Source organism: Nitrosospira sp. CT (assembly GCF_059489795.1).
Genome location: NZ_JCAHZJ010000019.1, coordinates 15,806 through 36,685, shown reverse-complemented (window position 1 = coordinate 36,685; position 20,880 = coordinate 15,806). Strand labels below are relative to the sequence as shown.

The following is a 20,880-nucleotide window of genomic DNA, read 5'->3' as shown; positions in this document are numbered from 1 at the left end:
TTGCGTGCAAGGCATAGAGGCAATCATCCAGGGGCAACAAGGTATGCCTGCGGAACGCAACTACAGCCGCTTCTTCTTCCACTGACAGAACGGTTGACCGCACTTCCTTCGGACCCATGCGAGCATCTGTCACATGTGCTCTCTTACGCCACTTTGCCACCGTCTTCGGATTGATCCCGTAGCGGGCAGCCAGAACCATCAGGCTCTCTTGACTATGTTGTATCGCTCGACGCACCGCCTCTGTCGTTGTGGCGCAGCCATGTAATATCTGTCCCATAATTCCCCTCTCTGTAGCTGGCAATACTCTACACCAGCATACAGCGGGACTAAACACCTAGGCTCAGGACTCATTAATTGAGATAGAAGATGACGGTAGCGGCGATACAGATGGCGGAGAAGAAGGTGTTGGCGCAGCGGTCACAACGCATGGCGAGCGCCGCCAGTCCTTGCCTTGGATAGCAGTTCTTGAGATAGTCCACGATGGCACGTCGGGAAGCGACTTTCACCACTTTTTTAATGATGTCTGCAGGCTCAATTCCTCACGATCATCTTTAAGCGTTCGTTCTCCTCCTTAAGTTGTTTGAGCTATCTTGCCTGATCGCTGTCCAGGCCGACGTACTGCTTCTTCCAGCTATAAAAGGTCTGCTCGGAAATATCAATGCGACGAATCAAGTCCGCTATCGCCATCCCAGCTTCAACTTCCTTCAGTACCGCAACAACCTGCTCCATGCTGAACCGTTTCGTCTTCATGCTAAACTCCTTCCTCCAAAGGTAAGTTTTGCCGAAAACTAATATTACCGCTGGTTACATTTTCGTGAGCCCATCACAGCTTTTATTAAGCCTGGCAGCCCTTGACAGAATGGATTCATGGAAAGCTTCAACGGTAAACCGCGTGATGAATGCCTCAACCGTGAATGATTCATTAAACGGCATGAAGCGAAAGTATTGATCCAGAAGTGGCGGCAGTTTTATAACAATGAGCGTCCGCATTCTGCGCTCGGCAATCAAACTCAGGCAGGCAGGCTTGCAAAGGTTGTAAATCCAGAATGCTCTAATAAATTGTCAAGCTGTTCCCACTTTGCGAGAAGCGAGAATCTGGGTGAATAAATCGAGTTGCCCTCGGATAGTGTCACTCCAGCTAAACTTTGCGGCATACTTCCGCGTAGCCTCGCGAGACGGATAGGCTGCGCGCAATGCTGCAACTGCCTCTGCCACTCCCCTAGCGGTTCTTTCGGTTATCAGCCTACCAGCGTCCGGCGAGGCAACTACCTCAGGCGTACCGCCAACATCGGTGGCAACAACGGGTGTGCCACAAGCCATGGATTCGAGCAGCACGTTGGCCCAGCCTTCGCGGCTTGAGGCTAATACCAATATATCGACAGCGCTGTAATAATCCCTGAGGTCGGCTTGGGTGAGGGTACCGACAAATTTGACCCGGTCAGAAAGGCCGAGGCGGCCAGTCAGCGCTTCCAGGTTATCCCTCTCCGGGCCGCTGCCAGCTATGATCAGCTTTGCCCCGGGCAGTTGCAGCAGGGACTCGATGACCATGTCGTGGCCTTTAAGCGGGACCAGGTTGCCCACTGAAAGCAGGGTAAAGCCGGTTAACCCGAATTTTTTTCGCTGGGCTTCACGCTCCATAGGACGAAAGAAGTCCAAATCTACTCCATTGCGTAGCGTAACCGTTCGTGACGGCTCTGCTCCCATATCGATAATAGCTGTACGCAGTGCTTCACATACTGTAATTGATGCGTTTGCATGCCGCGTTGCCCATTGAATCATTCGGCGCGGTACCTGAAATTGCGGAATATAACTTATATCGCTACCCCTAGCCGTGATGACAACCGGTTTATTGAAGTGTTTTCCGAGCATGACCGCTGCGACGCCATCCGGAAAAAAATAATGGGCATCGATCAGATCGAAGGTATAACCTTCATCCATAATGCGATTAATAGCGTTTTTTGACGCTTGATAAAGCGTCAGGGGAGCCAAAGTCATGCCTGTTTTTGGCAAGAGCGCATAGCGCGGATGGTCAACCTTTATCTCGAAACGCGTTTCTGTTCGGGGTGCTCGTGCGTGGGTCGAGTATTGGCCAAAACGTGAATGCTTGAAAGGAAACCAAGGTACCGGAGCCACTACGCGCGATTCCACCTTGCCGGTGGCAACCAGATGGCGGAGGCGAGTTTCCACAAAGATACCGTGGTTGGGACGTGCTGCATGGGGAAAAAGGGTGCTGAAGGTCAGGATTTTCATTGCGAAGCAACTAACCTATTAACCTTTCGTAGATGGGTTGATAGCGCGCGACGCTTGCGCGCCAGTTGCGCTCCATTTCCACAAAATTTCTGGCGGCCGCGCGAAGGCTCGGCCATTTCAAGGGTTGGGAAAGAAGATCCAGCACTGCGTCCGCCAATGCACCCGGATCGCCGGCCTTGAACAGAATGCCAGTTTCTCCACCGCGGATGAGTTCGAGATGACCACCAACATCAGAAGCTGCGAGCAACCTGCCTTGAGCCATCGCTTCAAGGGGTTTGAGCGGCGTGACCAAGTCAGTGAGGCGCAGCTGTAATCTTGGGTAGACAAGGACATCAATCAGATTATAGTATCGCTGAACCTGATCATGAGGAACGCGACCAACGAAGATTACCTTGCCGTCCAATCCCAGCTGGCTTGCGATAGCCCTTAATTCCTTTTCCTGCGGGCCACCCCCAACCAGCAGGACGCGGATATCAGGATTTATGGACAGCATTTTGGGTAATGCCCGCAATAGGACGCTCAAACCTTCATACGCATAAAAAGACCCAATGAAGCCGAGCAGCAGCTTGCCTTCTACCCCGAGATCCTGAGCGTGTTGCAGGTCGCGGCTATTGCTCATGCTGAAATTTTCGAGATTCACTGCATTGGGAATGACTGTTACTTTTTCTGGGCCAATCCCTCGATCGAGAATATCGCGACGCAGTCCCTCGCAAATGGTTGTGATGGCATCTACACGCCTTAGCGCATAGCTTTCCAGCCCCCTGGTCAGTCGGTATCGAACCCCCCATTCCCGACTGGTACCATGATCCACTGCCGCGTCTTCCCAGAATGCCCTGACCTCATAGACGACAGGAAGTCCTTGTTCACCGCCCACCCTCAAGGCGGGTATTGCGTTTAACGCGGGGGAATGTGCGTGCAGGATGTCCGGCTTGACGAGCTCGACCACCTCGTTCAGGCGACGGGTCAGAGTGTCGATAACGGCCATTTGGTTCAGGACAGGCAGCTGGGCTGTTAAGCTCCCCGCAACCGGGGTACGGTAAAAATGCCATCCGTCGATTTCCTCTTCCAGAACATTGCAATTTTCCTGCTTCGATCCGGTCAGGTGAAAGGTTTCCCAGCCTAAAGCTCGTTGTTCTTGGAGAATGGAGAGAGTTCGGAACGTGTACCCGCTATGAAGCGGGATGGAATGATCAAGGATATGGAGGATTCGCATCGACTCATCTGAGACTTATAAAACAATACCTGATAACGGCAGGCCGACAGAAACTTGAGTATCTCCTTCGCCATACAGCGCCCAGCAGTGAATGGCCGCTAGCAGCAATGGGTTTGCCTGCCCGCAACCAGGGATATTTCCGATTTCCATGTTTTACGATCAGGGTCTGAATAAGAACGTCGCAATCCGCACAACCTTTGCCAGCTTACCAGAAGGTGGCCTACCAAAGAGGGTTGTGAAAAGAAATGATCAGGGCGCACCTGCGGATGTGCCGGATGTAGCTTGCTGTGGTTTCAACTTGATCTCGGTTCCCATATGCGGCAATGGAATGACGAGACCGCCTGCCTGCTCCTTCTTCTCTAGGCAGCGATAAACCCGAACTGATAGATCTGCAAATTCCGGCACATTGGTTGCTATCGGTATCTCTTTTATCATCTGGAACCGCGGGTCATCCATTGCCTTGGCCAAAAGTTTGAATTCCGGCAGGTCTACCACATCGCGGCTTTCCATCACAATTGTGCCGATGCCGTAACGGTCAATCAACCCGACGACATCCTCTACGGACTCGACATAGGAGACCGTGCCAAACGACTTGTGTACCGCCATGGACACCAGTATTTTATCGGCGCGCAATACGGCTTTCTCTTTCTCCGAGTCCGCAACTCGTAGATGAAAGATGAAGTTGCCGTCATGTTTTCCGGCAAACAGGATCAGACCGGTATCCTGCTGGTCGGCTACAAATTCGGCTGTCTCTTCGTATCCTGCGACATAGGGATGCGCTTTTACGCCCCCCGTATAGATATTCCACCCGGCAAGTGCGGCCAGAAGCACGAATGCAATCCGCCGTATATTTGTATTCCTCACAACGGTTTGACTCACCGGCATGCAAGCCAGCAATGCCAGAGGCGGTAGAGCATACATTGTGTAACGCGGAACGTTACCTTCACCGCTGCCGACTATGATCGTCGTAAATAAATATGAGGCCCCGATCCAAAGGAACAACAGGATTTCCTGCGGCCTACCCTCGGTTTTCCCCCTTACCACCAGGCATAACACCCCCCCCGCAAGAACAGCGATAGCCAGCCCTAAACCGGATACATCTCGCAATGCCAACCAGAAATGCTCCCATCGCTTCATGGTCAATAGTTCCGCCCGGTTTGAGCCAAATTGATCAGCCAGAGCCCTTACCGGCGTCGAGCCGAATTTAAGCGCATGCAGGGTCAGCAGTATGCCAACTATTCCTACGATTACATAAGGCAGGGCCGCCTCCCACCGCCAGAGTAGTCGTCCACGCTTCGTAATCAACGCATAAGTCAGTAATGCGGGCAGAATGATAATAGTCGTCTGCTTGAGCAGTAACATGCAGCCCAATAAGAAACCAGCAATTGCGGCACGACGGAAGCTGGGCCGCTCCAGGTAGCGATCGAATGCCAGAACCGAAACGATGATCATCGCTATCGCCGGAACCTCCAGCATGACGGATCGGGTCCAATCAAGCGCGCCTGGGGCCGAAAAGTAAAGCAGGCTGGATAGTATGGCAGCTCGCCTCCCCAGATTGGCCGTACCCACGCATACCACACGGTGACGCCGATGAGGGCAAACACCATGACGGTGAGGCGCGCGGCAAATTCACTGATTCCCAGTAGGGCAAAAGTTCCTGATTCAACCAGAGGAAAGAAAGGCGGATACCAGGTCAGCGCCAGGGCGGGATATTGGGCGAAATATTGCAGAGCGTATTCATAGGGGGCCTGCCAAGGCATATCTCGCAAGAGATCGAGGAAGAAAACGCCGTTCATGGCGTGCCGCGACTCATCCGTCCACCAGAATTCCTCGGCGTGAAGAGCGCTCCAGAACAATAGGCAAGTCGCTGCCCATAAGGCAAGCAACGATAGTACGTCCCGCCAGTTCAGTCGCAAATTTAATGTTTCTCTGCTCTGGTCTGTTTGTGGGCGATATTGAACGCCACCCATGCCTTTTTTCCTAATTCGGCAATAACCTGCCCGATGACTTCACTCTGGTATTCTTCCAGGCCAAGCCACAGCGGAAGTCTCACCAGGCGATCACTCAAAAGCTGTGTTTGAGTTAATGTTCCTGACCTGCGACAGTACTTTCCGCCCATAGGAGAGCTATCGAGGGGCACGTAGTGGAAAACCGTTCCTATGCCTTTTTGTCTGAGCGCGTCGATAAAAGCGGTACGCTTGTCGAGGCTTGGCAAAACCAGGTAGTACATGTGCGCGTTGTGGGCACAATCGGAGGGAACAATGGGGCGGCGGACTTTGCCTTGCTCTTCCAGAAGCTCAAAGTGGGCATGATAGATATCCCAGATATCGAGGCGGCGCCGGGTGATGACGTCCGCTTCTTCCATCTGCGCCCAAAGGAAGGCGGCGACGAGTTCGCTGGGAAGGTAGGATGATCCCAAATCAACCCAAGTGTATTTGTCCACTTGGCCACGAAAAAAAAGACTGCGGTTCGTCCCTTTTTCCCGGATTATCTCGGCTTGCTCGGCGAATCGGGGATCGTTTATCAGCAAGGCGCCCCCCTCCCCCGAAATGATGTTCTTAGTCTCATGAAAGCTTAGCGCGGCAAGATGACCGATGCTCCCCAGCGGCCTGCCTTTATAGGTGGACATGATGGCCTGTGCGGCATCTTCGATAACCAGTAAACCATAACGTTCCGCGATAGGCATGATGGCATCCATCTCGCAACCGACTCCCGCATAATGCACTGCCACAATCGCTCTCGTTTTCGGCGTGATCGCTGCTTCGATCAGGGTCTCGTCGATGTTGAATGTGTCGGGGCGGATATCCACGAATACAGGCACACCCCCTCTCAATGCAAACGCATTGGCGGTCGAGACGAAGGTGTAGGATGGCATGATGACTTCATCCCCAGGGCCGATCTGCGCAAGAATGGCCGCCATCTCCAGCGCAGCCGTGCACGAATGTGTCAGCAACGCCTTTTGACACCCGATGCGGCGTTCCAGCCACGCGTTGCATTTCTTCGTGAAAACCCCATCGCCGGCCAGGTGTCCGTTCGCATGAGCCTGGCTAACATACCAGAGCTCCTTCCCGGTCATATAGGGTTTATTGAATGGTATTTGCATGTGGTGATTACGCCCCTGCTGGTTTTCGGGCAATCAGTAATCGGGATCCTCCCATCGGAAATGAGACCCCGCCGCGGATCATTAGACGTTCCAGATCAAGCACTTTTTCCAGTGCTGCATTTGCTAATCCGCTTATGCGAAGTTCCTGTGTCGGATCATAGTTCTCCACGGGTTTGCGTTTGGACAATCGTGACATGAACATCAGCGGCAATAGCAGCGATACAAACGATGTCGCCTTTTCCACCCGAAATCCCACCTTTTCCACCTTATCCTGCAGTTCTTGTGCTTCATAGCGGCGAACATGACACGCATACTCATCCTGCTGGCTCCACAAGAACCGATGCTGAGGAACCGTAAGAATTATGCCTCCATCAGCAGATATCGCTTGAAACATTTGTGCCAGAACTCTTTCATCCTCTTCAATGTGTTCTAGCACATCAAATGCGCCAATGACATCAAACTCGTTTTCAAATGGAATATTGCGCGCATCCATTTGAAACAACATGGCGCCCTTTACACGATCCGCGGCATACTTCAATCCCGCTGAGTGAATCTCGCTCCCGCTTACTTCGAGGTGCGGATTGGCATTGGCCACGCCCGATAGCACAAATCCCGTCCCGCACCCGATTTCAAGGAAATTCCTCGCATCCGGAAAAAAACGATTTAACGCCCATACAATGAGGCGGTTTCGCGAGCGAAACCAAAAGTGTCCTGCTTCGGCGTGCGCCAGTTCATCAAAGTGATGAGGCTGAAACCCTTCATTAGATTTTGCATACTCTGGAGCAAAACTGAAATATCCATCCACTCGCACCGGGCTCGAGAAACAAACAGGGCAGAGCCAATCGTCATCTCCAAACCTTTGTTCGCATGAAGTGCAGATTTTCAACCCCTGCTCCCGATCACGATTCCCAGGATAATGAAACCCAGGCCGACGATTTTTGACGGAGTAATTGTTTCTTGAAATAAAAGACTGCTCAGAATGATAACAAACACGAAATTAAGGCTCATGAAGGGATAAGCATGACTCAATTCCAGTTTTGTCATTGCCGCCATCCATGTCAGCGAGGCGAAGAACGCGGCAAGGAATCCGCTGATAACCCATGGATTGAGCACCAACCGCACCAGGAATAGAATTTTGTCTGAAACACTGGTGGGAAATTCGCCGGCACCTATAACCTGCCACTTGAGCACGATTTGTCCGTATACGGTAAAGGCAACCGTAAGAAAAATATAGAAGTAACTCATGATGTACTTATCACTGCGCTGCCCGCGCTCCGCCAGCCCCAGATATATTGAGGGGCCTCCGCCCCCCTATTGAAAATCAGATCCAGTACGGTTACAAAAGGTGAGAAGGGCCCGAAGCATTGCCGATAAGATGGATAAGGCGGGTATTCCTTATACAGCAGCTCAATGCCAGCCTGCACGAAGAGGGATTCGTCAATATAATTCCTTGCCGTGGGACCACTGATGTATTGGGTTGCGCCTACTTTCTCGAGGATGCCTATTAACCTCCCGGTTTTCCCACCGTCAACTGCAAGAAGCCGGCTATCGGTAAATTCGGTTTGAATCCCGAGGATATGGGAGAGATGCCGAATGGCGCGCTGATTGTAATCGGAAAGATTTGTTATCGAATTTTCATACAGGAAATCCAGCAGCGGTTGTGATTCTTCGAAAAAAGGCGCAGTTCGGTAGTTTTGTTCGATGGCGTTCCTGTGCTGCTGCTTCCAGCGCTGGTCGGGAATTTCCACTTCGCAAATCAGGCGCTTCAGGTTATGACCGGCGGGTATAGTCAGCCAGCGTGGGCCATCCCTGGTGATCAGTTTGTTCCGATTGCGCCAATCGGAATGCGTATATTGGACGTCGTCATAAAAGATGAAAAGATCGACGTCATGGATGAGATCGAAGTAGCCTCTCCAGGGTATATAGTTGGATTGCAAAATGGCAACCCGGCGCCCGCCGGCTGTGCCTGCTAATGAGCCTGCTGATACACTCTTTTCAATCCGGTCTTGGATCATGTTGCTTCGAGCTCTAAGGGAGGGACGAGATTGCCTTGCGGCCTGTGTTCATTTCAGTCGTTCAATTTTTTTCGCCGGTTTCTTGTTCGTCCGGTTTGGTTCGCCTAATTGAATCTCCCCGCTTTAGCCTTTTGCCTTATCCTGAACTGTTTTTCTGCTCGGCAAGGTATTCCCGTTCCAGCTCAAGCAGATTTTGACGCCTGTTTTTGATTTTTTTTGCAGGAATCCCGAAATACACGGACCACGGCTCTGTTGATTTGGTAATCATGCTGCATGAACCGACTGACGATCCCTCTCCCAGTATTACACCCGGGAATACGATGCTTCCGGTACCTACTATGGCGTGACGTCCGACTTCAACCGGGGCTCTCATGATCTTCCGAAATTTCATGGGCACTGTCGGATTTGTCAGGGCGTCACCGCCATAATCATCTGACTGGGCAAATATCGTTACCCCGAAAGCCAAGCCTGAGAAGTCACCCATACTTATTCCCTCGCGGCCTCCGATGACTCTGCATCCGTGTGCCAGGTGAACATTCCTCCCCAACTCGATATTACCGGAAACAATGCAGAAATCGTCTATGATCGAATAATCGCCTATGGATATGTATTCGGGAATATATAACCGGGAAGTCCGGCTAACCAGTACCTCACGCCCGAGGTTTCTGAACTTCATTGCCTCCAGTTCTTCTCTGGAGTAATAACGATTATCTTGTTTCTGATTCATAAAACAATTCAATAATCGAAAATATCAGGGTAAGGCGCCTTACATTCCCTTCGCCAGCTTGCCTGATTCTATCCAAAAAAATTGGCCTATTTAGATCAAGATCAGCCTGATCGCCTCACGTGCTCAGCAAATTTCGCTCCTGCCCAAGTACATTCAGAGATACCGAACACGAACGGAATAATCAGCGGTAAATGTCTCTGACGATATAGTTCGGCCGATTCTGTACCTGATTGAAGACTTTTCCCAAATAAATACCGACGACTCCCACTGCTGTAGTCAGAATACCAAGACTAAGCGTCATGACAGCCATCAGGGATGTAAAACCTAATAGAGCGTCGTCAAATACCAGCTTTCGAAAAACTAGGTAAAACGCGAAGGAGAAACTTAGCAGGGTAATAGTGATGCCGGTGTTGAACAGCCAGATCAAGGGCTGGGCTGAAAAGGAACTGACTGCATTGACCATAAGACCAGCGCGGCGCATGAGTGTATAAGTACTTTGGCCCTCTCGCTGTCTCTTTACCACTGGTACGCCAATTTGCCGAAACCCTGCCCAACTCATCATCCCGCCCAGGAATAAATTGCGATCACCCAGTTGCAGAAGCGCTTCTACGTATCGACGCGTCATGATCCGTTCCGTGAGAATGTTTTCAGGAATCTTGATCTCGCTGAGCATATTGAAACCTTTCCAGAAGAGCCGGCCGCTGAGCTGCTCAAATCTTCCTCCCTTTCGCACCTCCTGGTAGCCAAACACAACGTCGCAACCTGATTCTTCGAGCTTGCGGTGGAACTCGACCATAATACGAGGTGATATCTCCATATCGCAATCAATCAAAAAGATCAGATTTCCCCGAGCATGCTGCAACCCAGCCTGGATTGCGTGATGGTGACCAAAGTTGCGCGACAGGTCGACGATTACCAATTGGGAAATTTCCCCCTTACGTTCCAGCACGTAAGTAAGGGAATCATCGGGCGAACCATCATTAACCAGCAGTATCTCGAAGTAGTCGCATTTTATATCCGCTAAAGCTTGTAAGCATTCGGCAAGAAACTGCCCGAGAAAAGGCCGTGAGCGGTACATCGTAGAAACGATGGTAATCTCCGGCACCACATCGGTAATAGTGATTTGCTTCATCTATAATCTATGGGCGTTTCTTCCAATCCCCAAACTGCTCATGTTAGCTTCGTGCTAAAGCTGGGAACAGTCTTCCTGTTGCATCTCGACAAAGTCATAAAACACAATGATGAATCACACCGGGAATCGCGGAGGCTGTTTGGTTAAAGTAAAACAGGTTCCGCAACCGGTGCTGCAAGTTGTCGATAGTAACGCTCTTCGGCTTCGGCGGGCGGGATGTCGCCGATCGATCCCAGCAAGCGCTGGTGGTTAAACCAGGACACCCATTCCAACGTGGCCAGCTTCACCGCAGCCCTGGTCTTCCAGGGAGCCCTGCGGTGAATCACTTCCGTTTTGTACAGTCCGTTGATCGTCTCGGCCAGCGCGTTGTCGTATGCACTTCCTGTGTTGCCGACCGAGGGATTAATGCCGGCTTCACCCAGGCGCTCGGAATAGCGAATGGACACGTATTGCGATCCGCGATCGGAGTGATGGACCACCCATCCGATTGCGTTGGGCGTCGGTCGTACACAGCTTGCTCAAGCGCATCCAGAACGAAGTCCGTCGTCATGCTGCCGGAGGCGTGCCAGCCCACGATCCGTTTGGCGTAAGCGTCGATGATGAAGGCCACATACAGCCATCCCTGCCAAGTGGAAATGTAGGTGAAATCCGCCACCCAGAGCCGGTTTAGACGATCCGCCTCGAAGTGGCGCCGCACCAGATCCTGCGGGCAGGCCGCCGCGTTATCGGGCACTGTGGTGCGAACTCGCTTGCCCCGACGCACTCCTTCAATGCCCAAGTCGCCCATCAGGCGTTCGACCGTACATCGTGCCACGCGAATGCGCTCGCGATTCATCTGCTTCCAGACCTTGCGAGCGCCGTAGACGCGAAAGTTCTGCTCCCAGACTCGATAGATCTGCGGCTTGAGTTGTTCATCCATCTGGGCCCGCTGACTACGTAGCTGTGGTTGCCGACATCGGACAGCGTAGCGCCTGTAGGCTGACGGGGCGACCTGCAATACCTTACAGATCGGCTCGACCCCGTATAGATCACTGTGCTGATCAAGATAGGCGTTTACTTCTTCAGTTCGCGGTCGAGCGCCCCCTGGGCGAAAAAAGCGCTGGCCGACTTCAGAATCTCGTTGGCCCGCCGCAATTCGCGGTTCTCCTTCTCCAACGCCTTGAGACGCTCGCGCTCTTCTGTCGTCACGCCGGGGCGGGTCCCGTTGTTGACTTCCGATCGCTTAATCCAATCCAGCAGGGTCGTTGGTGTTGCAGCCGATCTTCGGTGCAGTAGACTCGACAGCCGCCCACAGCGACCGGTATTCATCACGATGCTCCTGGACCAAGCGCACCGCGCGTTCACGTACTTCGGGGAAAACTTGTTGTTCTTGCTCATGGCTCCATTCTCTCAAGAATTGGAGCCTCCTCAAAACCCGGTGTGATTTATGATGTTGAATGCTTTTTTGGATAGAACACCCACGAGAGAATTGAAGTTAAGCTACATCGGTGCATCACTTTAAACCGATACTGCTGTAAGCACTAGCTGAATTATGAGGACTTTTGGACAACCAAAGCAGCCGAAACACGAGTCCAATTGTCACGCGAACTGATCTAGCGGGCTCTCTGGGCAATAATAAGATTTATACCACGCAACGAATCTTCTGATTCCCTTGTCCAGAGGCGTGCCCGGCTCGAAACCTACAGTTTCCCGCAACCCTTCAGTGTCCGCATAAGTCGCCTCGACGTCACCAGGTTGCATCGGCAGCAAGTTAATTGTTGCTTTTCTTCCAATGGCCTTTTCGACGATTTCGATGAATTCCATCAATTCCACTGGATTATGATTTCCTATGTTGTAGATACGGTAAGGGGCGTCACCGCTGCTGGCAGGATCGGGATCAGCCCTTTCAAATGCAGGATCGGGAGTCGGAATCTTATCCATTATCCGTACCACACCTTCGACGATGTCATCTATATAGGTGAAATCGCGCCGCATCCGGCCCTCGTTGAATACCTCGATCGGCCTCCCCTGGAGAATCGCGCTAGCGAAAAGAAACGCTGACATGTCGGGCCTTCCCCAGGGCCCATAGACAGTGAAAAAACGAAGCCCTGTGGCCGGCAGGCCGTAAAGGTGACTGTAGGCATGAGCCATCAGTTCATTAGATTTCTTCGTGGCTGCATAAAGGCTGATCGGATGATCGACGTTATGGTGGACACTGAATGGCATATGCGTATTTAACCCATAGACGCTTGAGCTGCTCGCATACACCAGGTGCTCCACACCGTTCTTCCTGCAGCCTTCGAGCACATTCAAAAAGCCAACAATATTGCTGTTAATGTAGGCATGGGGATCCTTTAAAGAATAGCGCACCCCCGCTTGCGCGGCCAGGTTGATGACCTTATGAAATCCTTCGACTTCAAAGAGATTTTCCATTCCCGGGCGATCACTTATGTCCAATTTGAGAAACCGGAACCGCGGCAGAGGGAATAGTTGCTTCAGGCGGTCTTCTTTCAAGCGAACGTCATAATAGCTGTTGAGATTGTCGATACCGACCACTTCGACGCCCTGTTCCAGCAGACGCTTGGCTACGTGCATTCCGATAAATCCTGCTGCGCCCGTGACTAAAACTTTCAAGTACCGCTCCTTAAAATCAAGTCAGGTGATTTCTGCCGATTGTGACGTACTCGATCCCCGCAGCACGAACGTCACCCGGCTCGTACATATTACGGCCATCGAAAATAACGGGATGCTTGAGCTTCGACTTGATGGCGCCAAAATCAGGTGCTCGAAATACTTTCCATTCGGTAACGATAGCAAGAGCATCCGCGTCCTCCAAGGCAGCCATGGGTTTATCTACAAGCTGAAGGCGCGCGTCATCCTGAAAAACGCGCCTGGCCTCATGCATTGCGACAGGGTCATAGGCTGTCACTGTCGCGCCGCGCGCCAACAACCCCTCGATCAGCACACGGCTGGGCGCCTCGCGCATATCGTCTGTATTCGGCTTGAAAGCAAGTCCCCAAAGCGCAATATTTTTGCCGGAGAGGTTACTGCCAAACCTGGTCACGATCTTTTCAAGCAGTACTGCTTTCTGATAATCGTTAGCAAGTTCGACTGCTTTGAGAATTTGCAGGTTACTGTTGTATTCGTTTGCCGTCCGCTGCAACGCTCTAACGTCTTTGGGGAAACAGGAGCCGCCGTAGCCACAACCCGCATAGAGAAAATGGTAGCCGATGCGAGGATCAGAACCGATGCCTTGCCGCACGTTTTCAATGTCAACACCCATCTTCTCCGCAAGCAACGCTAGCTCATTCATGAATGAGATGCGCGTAGCGAGCATGGCATTAGCCGCATATTTGGTCAGCTCAGCGGAACGGGTATCCATGAGGACAAGACGATCATGATTGCGGTTAAAAGGCATATATAGCGATCGCATCAACCGCACGGCTTGCTCATCGTCGGCGCCAAGCACAATTCGATCTGGACGCATAAAGTCGTCCACTGCGGCACCCTCTTTCAGGAATTCGGGGTTTGATGCAACGCTGAATTCGATTTCAGGGCTCCTTGCGTTGAGCTCGTCCTTCACCGCGCTGCGAACCTTGTCTGCCGTTCCGACGGGAACGGTCGCTTTCGTGACGATTAACTTGTATTCCTGCATGTGCCGGCCAATTGCGCGCGCGGCGCTGATCACATGCCGCAAATCAGCGGATCCATCCTCATCCGGGGGCGTTCCCACTGCAATAACCTGGATCACTCCGTGATGTACGCTTTCAGGCGCCTCTGTAGTGAAACAGAGTTTTCCGCTCTCCATATTGCGTTTGACTATATCCTCCAGTCCGGGCTCATAGATCGGAATGCGTCCATCCTTGAGAGATCGAATCTTGCTCTCATCTACATCCAGGCACATCACGTGGTTACCCACTTCCGCCAGGCAAGCACCTGTTACGAGGCCAACATATCCCGTGCCGATTACACTTACTTTCATCTTATTTTCCTACTTCTCTTTATCATCAAGATCATCAAGACAACTTCAATTGCTAACGGAAGGATTTATTCGACCTTTACACCGGAAGGGAGTTTTTCGATCTGCTATTCAGGCAGGCAAAGAAATAAGCTTATCGAACTCGACTGTTAGTAATAGAATTGCCCGAGATTTGCACCAAGTACAGTCTGCTTTTTCGGATGAGGGAGAGGGAATGCTCTGAGGCTCTTCACAGACGTGTCTTATCGCGCTGGTCGCAACAGTTTTGATTTTGAATGAACAATCCACGCTACTGGAGATAGCAAACCCAATGTCTGAGGGTAATCACGGTTAAACGCTCGTTCACACCCCGCAGAAGACTCCCCAATATTTTTCCTACAGTCCAAGCCAACGCGCAATGATGTTTCGCTGCATTTCCGACGTTCCTGAATAGATGGTGCTACCGATCGAATCACGCAGCGCCCGTTCGACGTCGTACTCAGCTAGATACCCGTAACCTCCATGAATCTGGACAGTATCAAGCGCTGTCCTGATGAGAGACTCACTCACGAACAGCTTGGTAATAGCCGCATCGAGGGAAGCATTTTTAACGTGATCAAGCCGCCAAGCGGCTTGATAGGTCAACAAACGCGCGGCCTCGAGATGTACTTTCATATCGGCAATCTTGTGCGACACCGCCTGAAATTTTCCAATTTGCTGGCCAAATTGGGAGCGCGTACGCGCACGTGCGATTGATTTTTCGAGAAGACGTTGCATGGTACCGACATGGCTTGCAACCAACAGAATACGTTCCCAGTCCATCGCCGTTGCAAAGACACTTGAGCTTGCTCCGACACCTCCCAGCACCGCAGTCTCGGGAACATGAACATTATCCAGTGTGAGTGCGCCGACTTGTGCGGTATGCAATCCTAGCTTGTCAAATTTTTTACTGGAAGAGAACCCCGGCGTAGCCATCTCTATAAGGAAGGCAGTTGTGCCGCCATGAAAACCTTTTTTTGGATCGGTTACCGCGAATATAATGGCCAAATCCCCAACCGGTCCGTTTGAAACAAAAGCTTTAGTCCCGTTGATACGCCAGCCATTACCATCTCTCTCAGCGTGTGTCTGCATTGCAAACGGATCAGAGCCCGCATTCGGTTCACTGATAGCGTGCATACCCACTAGACTGCCGTCACAGAGGCCCGGAAGATAGCGCCGCTTCTGCTCAACCGTACCGTGCTTGGACACCGGTACAACGCATGCCAACACGTGTGCACAAATGGAAAATACGAGACCGCCATCGTGGCAACCATAGCCAAATGCTTCCAGCGCCATCGCACATGACAGGGCATCGATATTGCTGCCGCCGTACGCCTGCTCAGCGGGAAGACCTTGTATACCGATTTCAGCACATTTACGCCAGAACTCTCGTGAAAACACCTGCTCGTTGTCGCGGACAATGACATCATCGTTCAACTCTTGCTGCGCAAACCTGATAATCTTTTCGCGCAATTTTTTTTGCTCATCAGTAACGGAGAAATCCACTAATGCATCTCCTTCAAACGCTGGTAGTCGATCTTGTCGGTGGACGTTTTGGGTAGTTCTTCGCACCAGACGAACTCATCCGGAATCATGTAAAGCGGCAGATTTTCGGAACAGAAACGCTTCAGCCCGATGATCGAGGGGTGTTTCGCTTCCCGGCTGATCAAAAAAGCCTTTATTTTCACTCCCGCCTCATCGTCATTGGTTGCCACTACTGCTGCCTCCCGGATTAAAGTATGCCGATACAATCCAGCCTCGATCTCGCCAAGCTCGACACGATAACCTCGGCGCTTGACCATCCTATCTCTCCTACCCTGATAGATGTAGTTACCGTCTTGAGCTTCAACCACTATATCGCCGGTACGATACCAGCGATTTGCACCATCGGCGAGAAAAGCACGAGACGTTTGCTCATCCAGCGCCCAGTAGCCCTTCATAACTCCGCTTCCGCTGATGCAAAGCTCGCCCGGATCACCTACCGTTACTTCTCGCCCGCTCTCATCGACGACTTTTCCTGCAAAATGCGCACAGACCTTGCCAATGGGAAAAGGAACGGCGCGTTCTTCGGCGATAGGTAAAGGCAACTCGTAAAATGTGCACACGTTGGTTTCCGTGGGACCGTACAAATTGAAGTACCTGGGTCGGGGCAATAATCTTGTCAGGGTTCGTAAATGGCTCACTGGAAAAACTTCTCCTGCAAACAGCACTAGACGAAGTGCCGAATAATCCTGATGCTGGAGATTTCCATACTGCGCGAGCAAGCTCAGAATCGACGGAGCGGAATACCAACAGGAAATCTGCTGTTCGGCAATCAGTGAGGCGAGACGAACAGGATCTTTGCCCATTTCTTCGGCTACCAGTACCAGACTAGCTCCATGTTTTAATGGAAGATAAATGTCGAGGATGGAAAGATCGAAGTGAAATGGCGCGTGCGAGGAAAAACGATCAGTCTCTGTCGGTTCAAACACGTCGGAGCACCAATTGATGAAACTCACCGCATTCTCATGCGTCAACATCACGCCCTTGGGTTTGCCGGTGGAACCGGACGTATAGAGAATATAGGCCAAGTCATCGGGTTCGGTCTGGGGTAAAGCTACGTAACTCATTCCTTCCAAGTCTTCGGATGTAGCCAGCGCGCCGTTTAAACCCTTCCCACCACCAGTGCTGTCGATAATGACCATGTCGGGAATGCAATCGGACTTCTGTATTTCCTCCCTGAACGCGGCTTCGAACCGGCGTTCAATAAAAACAAGCTTTACCGCACAGTTATGCATGATAAAAGCATTACGGGCGGGTGGAGCTCCAGGATCTACCGGAACATACACTCCACCCGTTTGAAGAATTCCATAAATGGCTGCAATACTGTCAATTGACTTGCGCAGGTATATGCCAACACGGTCCCCTCGCCGCACACCTGAATTGTAAAGGTGTTTGCACACCCGATGGGACAATGCTGATAGTTCGCCATAGGTTATGCTTCCAGCATCTGGTTCGATCACCGCCGTGTGTGAAGGGTAGCGCTTTGCAGCGCTTAAGAAGTATTGATGTAATGCCCGGTCCGCCATGACGACACTGCCTCAGGATTGTTTCGAGCGAATAAGTTTGGCGATCGAATCAAGGGTGTCCAGATATTCAGGATCGGTCTCATGTGCCTCCACCTTTATGCCGAACTGCTCTTCCATGAATAGCACCAGCTTGATCGTCGCAATCGAGTCGAGTATACCGCCCGTGATCAGTGGAGTTGTATCCGTCAGTTCATCAGGGTCTTCCCCTGGAAGGAACTCCTGAAGAATAAATGCCTTCACGGCGGACTGTATATCCTGAATTTCCTGAGTCTCCCGAGTCACTTCGTATCCTCCAATCATGGATGAGTAAAATTCTGAAAAAGTCACTTCTACACAAATGCTTCGTGTTTCACCGCGAGGGGGAGCTGTTGAAAATCACATCTCGCTTCCTGCGCAATTCCTCATACAGTCGCGATGCGATCAATGCATGGCCTTGCACATTCGGGTGGTCATCCCATTCTGCAAGGCGGATGGTGGTGATGTCATACCCATCATATACATCACTCAGGTTGATAATAACGAAACCGCTTCCCTCCGCCATACGCAGCGTTTCCGGTGTTTCCTCCTGCCACGTCCCTTCCCTCACCTGCGGCAGAAAAACCAGTACCGGGAGGACATTTTTGCTGCGGGAGCGCTCCGCGATATGGCGGTAGGTCCAGAAAAGAATTTCGTTATTGTAAGGTTTAAGTTGTCTCAGCGCGGTCGTTTCGTCCATATCCTTTGTAAGACCGGCCTTGGTGACAATATCCCTTAAGGGTTCAAAAGGAATATCGATATTCTTCTGCACTGCCTCAACGAGATATCGTGTTGCACGTGATATTTCGCGTCCCGTCGCGACATAAAAAATGGCATCCGGCTCGAATTCCAGCGCCTTCTCGAGCGAAACAAGTTGTTGCAACGGTTGATAGCCTTGAACTGCAAAATTGAGAATTTCATATTTAATATGAAGCTTATCCTCGCGGTTTAAACGACTCTCCACGAGCGCTTCAAATGTCTGTCCATCTCCGACCCCCCAACCCATGACAGACGATGCGCCAAGCATGGCAATACGGAACGTATTTGGAGGTGGCTTGCGCTCATAATCCTGATCACGCATTCCCCACCGGTTGATGCTGACGGTGCCATAATTCGTGTTCAATACCACAGACGGCACCATTTCCGACTGCGCAAAGTCACTCGTGAAGCGCTTCAGTCCTGAGTCACCGCCCAGCCAGTTCGCCGGTTTTTTCGTGTAAACCTCCCAAAGCTGGGAATTGAAGCGGTCGACGGAAAGCAGATTTTCGTAGTAGCCCCGCTCCAGGTTGGCAGTATCGAGGCGGCTGAGGCGGGCGGAACGCAACGAGTGGATCATCGTGCCCACGTCGCTACCAATGCGTGAATGCACTCCCTCGAAGCTCACGCCCACAAGTATGCACATTGATGTGATCATGGCGAACCTTGCCCGGACCCACTCGCGATCTGCACTTTCAGAGGAGCGCGTATTACGGATCGCACTGCCTTCGATATTACCCAGAAAAATCACTACCAACGCAATAACCGGGAAAACCAGAGCATCTACGGTCATCGGTCCTCCGAGGGAGGACCATAATGAGAACCAGGCAGGTATGGATTCGGCTGTCCAAAAGGACCAAAGGATACAAATAAACCAGAAAGTAGCAAATGACTTGAGGGTAAGAATACACAGACTTCGCCATGTCTGCTTCGCTTTGCCAAGACTGCGACTGCGACCATACTTGAGTTCGTAGAGCGCATTAACCACCACCAACCCTCCAAGAATGGTCCAGAACAAAATGTCCTGCGGAACCAACAGCATTGTTCCTCTTAACCAAAACCATTGGTATGCGTGCAAAAACCAGGTGAGGATAAATACGTATAACGTTGCTACCACCATTGCCCGGGTCGTGCCCAGATTCCGTAACTTGAATACGGCTGGATAATAAAAGACCTTTTGCATGAAGTCCTTCCAGTAAATATTTATGCGCCGCCAGAAATCGGTAAAGCTGGAAGCTAGGAGATAGCGATTATGTGTTTCCGGAAGGCGAAAACCGAACAGGTACAGCATGCCAACGATTAAGTGAAAGAGGCCGGATACCCGCAGATACAGGAGGAAGTTTGCTACTAGGTACTGTATCAATTCCGCAGGACCCGTTACTTCAGAGGGGGCGAGTGTAAGATGGTAGTAGACAAATCGATATAAAATCAGATGGATCACGCCTCGTACTATCCAGTCGACCCCAGTCTGATAAATACGATAAGCGTCATCATCATAATAATTCCGCAAAAAAGTTTTGTAGTCGACCACTGGATAAAGTGGGAAGCATACATTTGGCAACATGAAGAAATAGGACAATACCTGTACAGGTGATGCAGGCGTCTTATCGTGGCGTAGCTCGTAGATATAGACGATTAGCCGGAACATGAACATCGAGCCAAGTATTGGCCAAACAGCATCGGCTACTGGTCCCTCTATCCATTTAGCACGCCATGCGATCAGGAGAGCTGTGACAGCAAGAATCAGAACTGCGCGCCATTTGAATGAAACCGGCAAATGACAGATGCCGATAAGTGTAAGACCGGTGGCAACAAGCGAAGCGCCTTCAGCGAAACCTAACGTGATAACTATCGCTATAAGGGAGAGCAGAAGAAAAAAGGATAAGCGGTGCTGTAATGGAAGAAGCGCATGGATAGCGAAACCACTGAACGCGACCAGCGCGAGTTGCAAAAAAGCTGCACTTTCAATGTGGAATTGTCGCAGCAGTAGGGTAACGATACCCAGTTGGAAAAGGATGAGCAGATATTCCTTCGCGCCTATGCGCCCCATAGCAACTGTCGCACTCATAAACTGATACTAACCTTATGAAGGAAAAGGGCTTATAAACGTGAGGGCTTGGGTAGGCCAAATTTTTTACTACCGCTCGCTGCGTCTAACTTTACGCTCAACAGAAGCATGGGTCAACGTAAGCATAGAGCCAGTCGAGACTGCAGCATGCAGGACCGAGACTCATTTTTTGGGTAATAAGTGGAAGCTATAAAAGCGATAACTGAGCTGGCAGGAGTGGAGCCAGCACCTGCAGATGAAATGCTGCAGGTGCTTTAATAGTGGGAAGTTCGCAATGACCCTGTCTAAAGGATCAATACAGATGGCTGTTATTTTGGGTGCCTTCGAATAACCCAGCCGATAAGGCTAAACCCCGCCAATAGCAGCGCATAGGTTTCCGGTTCCGGAATTACCGCAGCCATGGGCTTATATAACCACACAGAGGCATCCCACCCTCCGTTCCCCGCTGCGGAAATTGCGTCCAGGGCGACAAAAGCGCCCAGCGCTTCATCATAGTGCCACTTGCCAAGCACACCTGTAGCGAAGCCGCCGTGAGGGTGATCCAGGGGTGAGCTGGA

Annotated in this window: 19 protein-coding genes, 3 pseudogenes and 1 other annotated feature; of the genes and pseudogenes, 1 reads left to right on the top strand and 21 read right to left on the bottom strand. The window is 51.3% G+C overall.

Translation table 11 applies throughout. The features are described from left to right. The 3 genes and pseudogenes from AC52W5_RS03500 to AC52W5_RS03490 all read right to left on the bottom strand — a co-directional run. Positions 1–277, bottom strand: a 277-nt coding sequence (locus AC52W5_RS03500; RefSeq protein ID WP_495669993.1) for a helix-turn-helix domain-containing protein, incomplete at its 3' end; no start/stop codon positions are given. 73 nt (positions 278–350) lie between these two features. Next, a complete protein-coding gene (locus AC52W5_RS03495) occupies positions 351–506 on the bottom strand; it encodes a hypothetical protein (RefSeq protein ID WP_495669992.1) in 156 nt (51 codons plus the stop codon). Positions 507–588: 82 nt separating this feature from the next. Then, positions 589–750 (bottom strand): annotated as a pseudogene (locus AC52W5_RS03490) (transposase); the annotation flags it as partial. Positions 751–825: 75 nt separating this feature from the next. Here AC52W5_RS03490 and AC52W5_RS03485 point away from each other — a divergent pair. Then, positions 826–1,107, top strand: a pseudogene (locus AC52W5_RS03485) (integrase core domain-containing protein); the annotation flags it as partial. Here the strand turns inward: AC52W5_RS03485 and AC52W5_RS03480 are convergent. From AC52W5_RS03480 to AC52W5_RS03395, 18 genes and pseudogenes are all read right to left on the bottom strand, one after another. After that, a complete protein-coding gene (locus AC52W5_RS03480) occupies positions 1,063–2,250 on the bottom strand; it encodes a glycosyltransferase family 4 protein (RefSeq protein ID WP_495669991.1) in 1,188 nt (395 codons plus the stop codon). The pseudogene AC52W5_RS03485 and the gene AC52W5_RS03480 overlap by 45 nt on opposite strands. 10 nt (positions 2,251–2,260) lie before the next feature. Then, a complete protein-coding gene (locus tag AC52W5_RS03475; protein WP_495669990.1) occupies positions 2,261–3,463 on the bottom strand; it encodes a TIGR04063 family PEP-CTERM/XrtA system glycosyltransferase in 1,203 nt (400 codons plus the stop codon). Positions 3,464–3,712: 249 nt separating this feature from the next. After that, complete coding sequence (locus AC52W5_RS03470) at positions 3,713–5,032, bottom strand: ArnT family glycosyltransferase (protein ID WP_495669989.1); 1,320 nt, start codon at positions 5,030–5,032, stop codon at positions 3,713–3,715. Next, positions 4,918–5,379 carry a hypothetical protein gene (locus AC52W5_RS03465; protein ID WP_495669988.1) on the bottom strand — a complete coding sequence of 154 codons (462 nt, stop codon included), beginning with the start codon at positions 5,377–5,379 and terminating at the stop codon, positions 4,918–4,920. Before AC52W5_RS03465 ends, AC52W5_RS03470 begins: the two co-directional genes overlap by 115 nt. 2 nt (positions 5,380–5,381) lie before the next feature. Next, positions 5,382–6,599: a dTDP-4-amino-4,6-dideoxygalactose transaminase gene (gene rffA / locus AC52W5_RS03460; protein ID WP_495669987.1), complete on the bottom strand. Its 1,218-nt coding sequence runs from the start codon at positions 6,597–6,599 to the stop codon at positions 5,382–5,384. Beyond that, positions 6,574–7,452 carry a class I SAM-dependent methyltransferase gene (locus AC52W5_RS03455; protein WP_495669986.1) on the bottom strand — a complete coding sequence of 293 codons (879 nt, stop codon included), beginning with the start codon at positions 7,450–7,452 and terminating at the stop codon, positions 6,574–6,576. Before AC52W5_RS03455 ends, rffA begins: the two co-directional genes overlap by 26 nt. Then, positions 7,449–7,811, bottom strand: a complete 363-nt coding sequence (locus tag AC52W5_RS03450) for an EamA family transporter (RefSeq protein ID WP_495669985.1) — start codon at positions 7,809–7,811, stop codon at positions 7,449–7,451. Before AC52W5_RS03450 ends, AC52W5_RS03455 begins: the two co-directional genes overlap by 4 nt. Continuing rightward, positions 7,808–8,581: a WbqC family protein gene (locus AC52W5_RS03445; RefSeq protein ID WP_495669984.1), complete on the bottom strand. Its 774-nt coding sequence runs from the start codon at positions 8,579–8,581 to the stop codon at positions 7,808–7,810. The genes AC52W5_RS03450 and AC52W5_RS03445 overlap by 4 nt, the downstream gene beginning before the upstream one ends. 136 nt (positions 8,582–8,717) lie before the next feature. Next, positions 8,718–9,308: an acyltransferase gene (locus tag AC52W5_RS03440; RefSeq protein WP_495669983.1), complete on the bottom strand. Its 591-nt coding sequence runs from the start codon at positions 9,306–9,308 to the stop codon at positions 8,718–8,720. Positions 9,309–9,489: 181 nt separating this feature from the next. Then, positions 9,490–10,440: a glycosyltransferase family 2 protein gene (locus AC52W5_RS03435; protein ID WP_495669982.1), complete on the bottom strand. Its 951-nt coding sequence runs from the start codon at positions 10,438–10,440 to the stop codon at positions 9,490–9,492. Positions 10,441–10,583: 143 nt separating this feature from the next. Then, positions 10,584–11,817 (bottom strand): annotated as a pseudogene (locus tag AC52W5_RS03430) (IS3 family transposase). Beyond that, positions 11,423–11,539 (bottom strand) — a sequence feature (AL1L pseudoknot). Its footprint overlaps the pseudogene before it by 117 nt. A 201-nt stretch (positions 11,818–12,018) precedes the next feature. Beyond that, positions 12,019–13,053, bottom strand: a complete 1,035-nt coding sequence (locus tag AC52W5_RS03425) for an NAD-dependent epimerase (RefSeq protein WP_495669981.1) — start codon at positions 13,051–13,053, stop codon at positions 12,019–12,021. Between the two features lie 16 nt (positions 13,054–13,069). Further along, a complete protein-coding gene (locus AC52W5_RS03420) occupies positions 13,070–14,401 on the bottom strand; it encodes a UDP-glucose dehydrogenase family protein (protein ID WP_495669980.1) in 1,332 nt (443 codons plus the stop codon). Between the two features lie 372 nt (positions 14,402–14,773). Then, the gene (locus tag AC52W5_RS03415) at positions 14,774–15,922 is read right to left on the bottom strand and encodes an acyl-CoA dehydrogenase family protein (RefSeq protein WP_495669979.1); all 1,149 of its coding nucleotides are present in this window, start codon (positions 15,920–15,922) and stop codon (positions 14,774–14,776) included. After that, entirely contained in the window at positions 15,922–17,484 is a 1,563-nt protein-coding gene (locus tag AC52W5_RS03410; protein WP_495669978.1) for an amino acid adenylation domain-containing protein, read from the bottom strand. Before AC52W5_RS03410 ends, AC52W5_RS03415 begins: the two co-directional genes overlap by 1 nt. 12 nt (positions 17,485–17,496) lie before the next feature. Continuing rightward, positions 17,497–17,766 carry an acyl carrier protein gene (locus tag AC52W5_RS03405; protein WP_495669977.1) on the bottom strand — a complete coding sequence of 90 codons (270 nt, stop codon included), beginning with the start codon at positions 17,764–17,766 and terminating at the stop codon, positions 17,497–17,499. A 67-nt stretch (positions 17,767–17,833) separates the two neighbouring features. Further along, positions 17,834–20,323: an SGNH/GDSL hydrolase family protein gene (locus tag AC52W5_RS03400; protein ID WP_495669976.1), complete on the bottom strand. Its 2,490-nt coding sequence runs from the start codon at positions 20,321–20,323 to the stop codon at positions 17,834–17,836. Positions 20,324–20,631: 308 nt separating this feature from the next. Then, on the bottom strand, positions 20,632–20,724 hold the full coding sequence (locus tag AC52W5_RS03395; RefSeq protein ID WP_495669995.1) for a PEP-CTERM sorting domain-containing protein: 93 nt from the start codon (positions 20,722–20,724) through the stop codon (positions 20,632–20,634). Positions 20,725–20,880 lie beyond the last annotated feature (156 nt).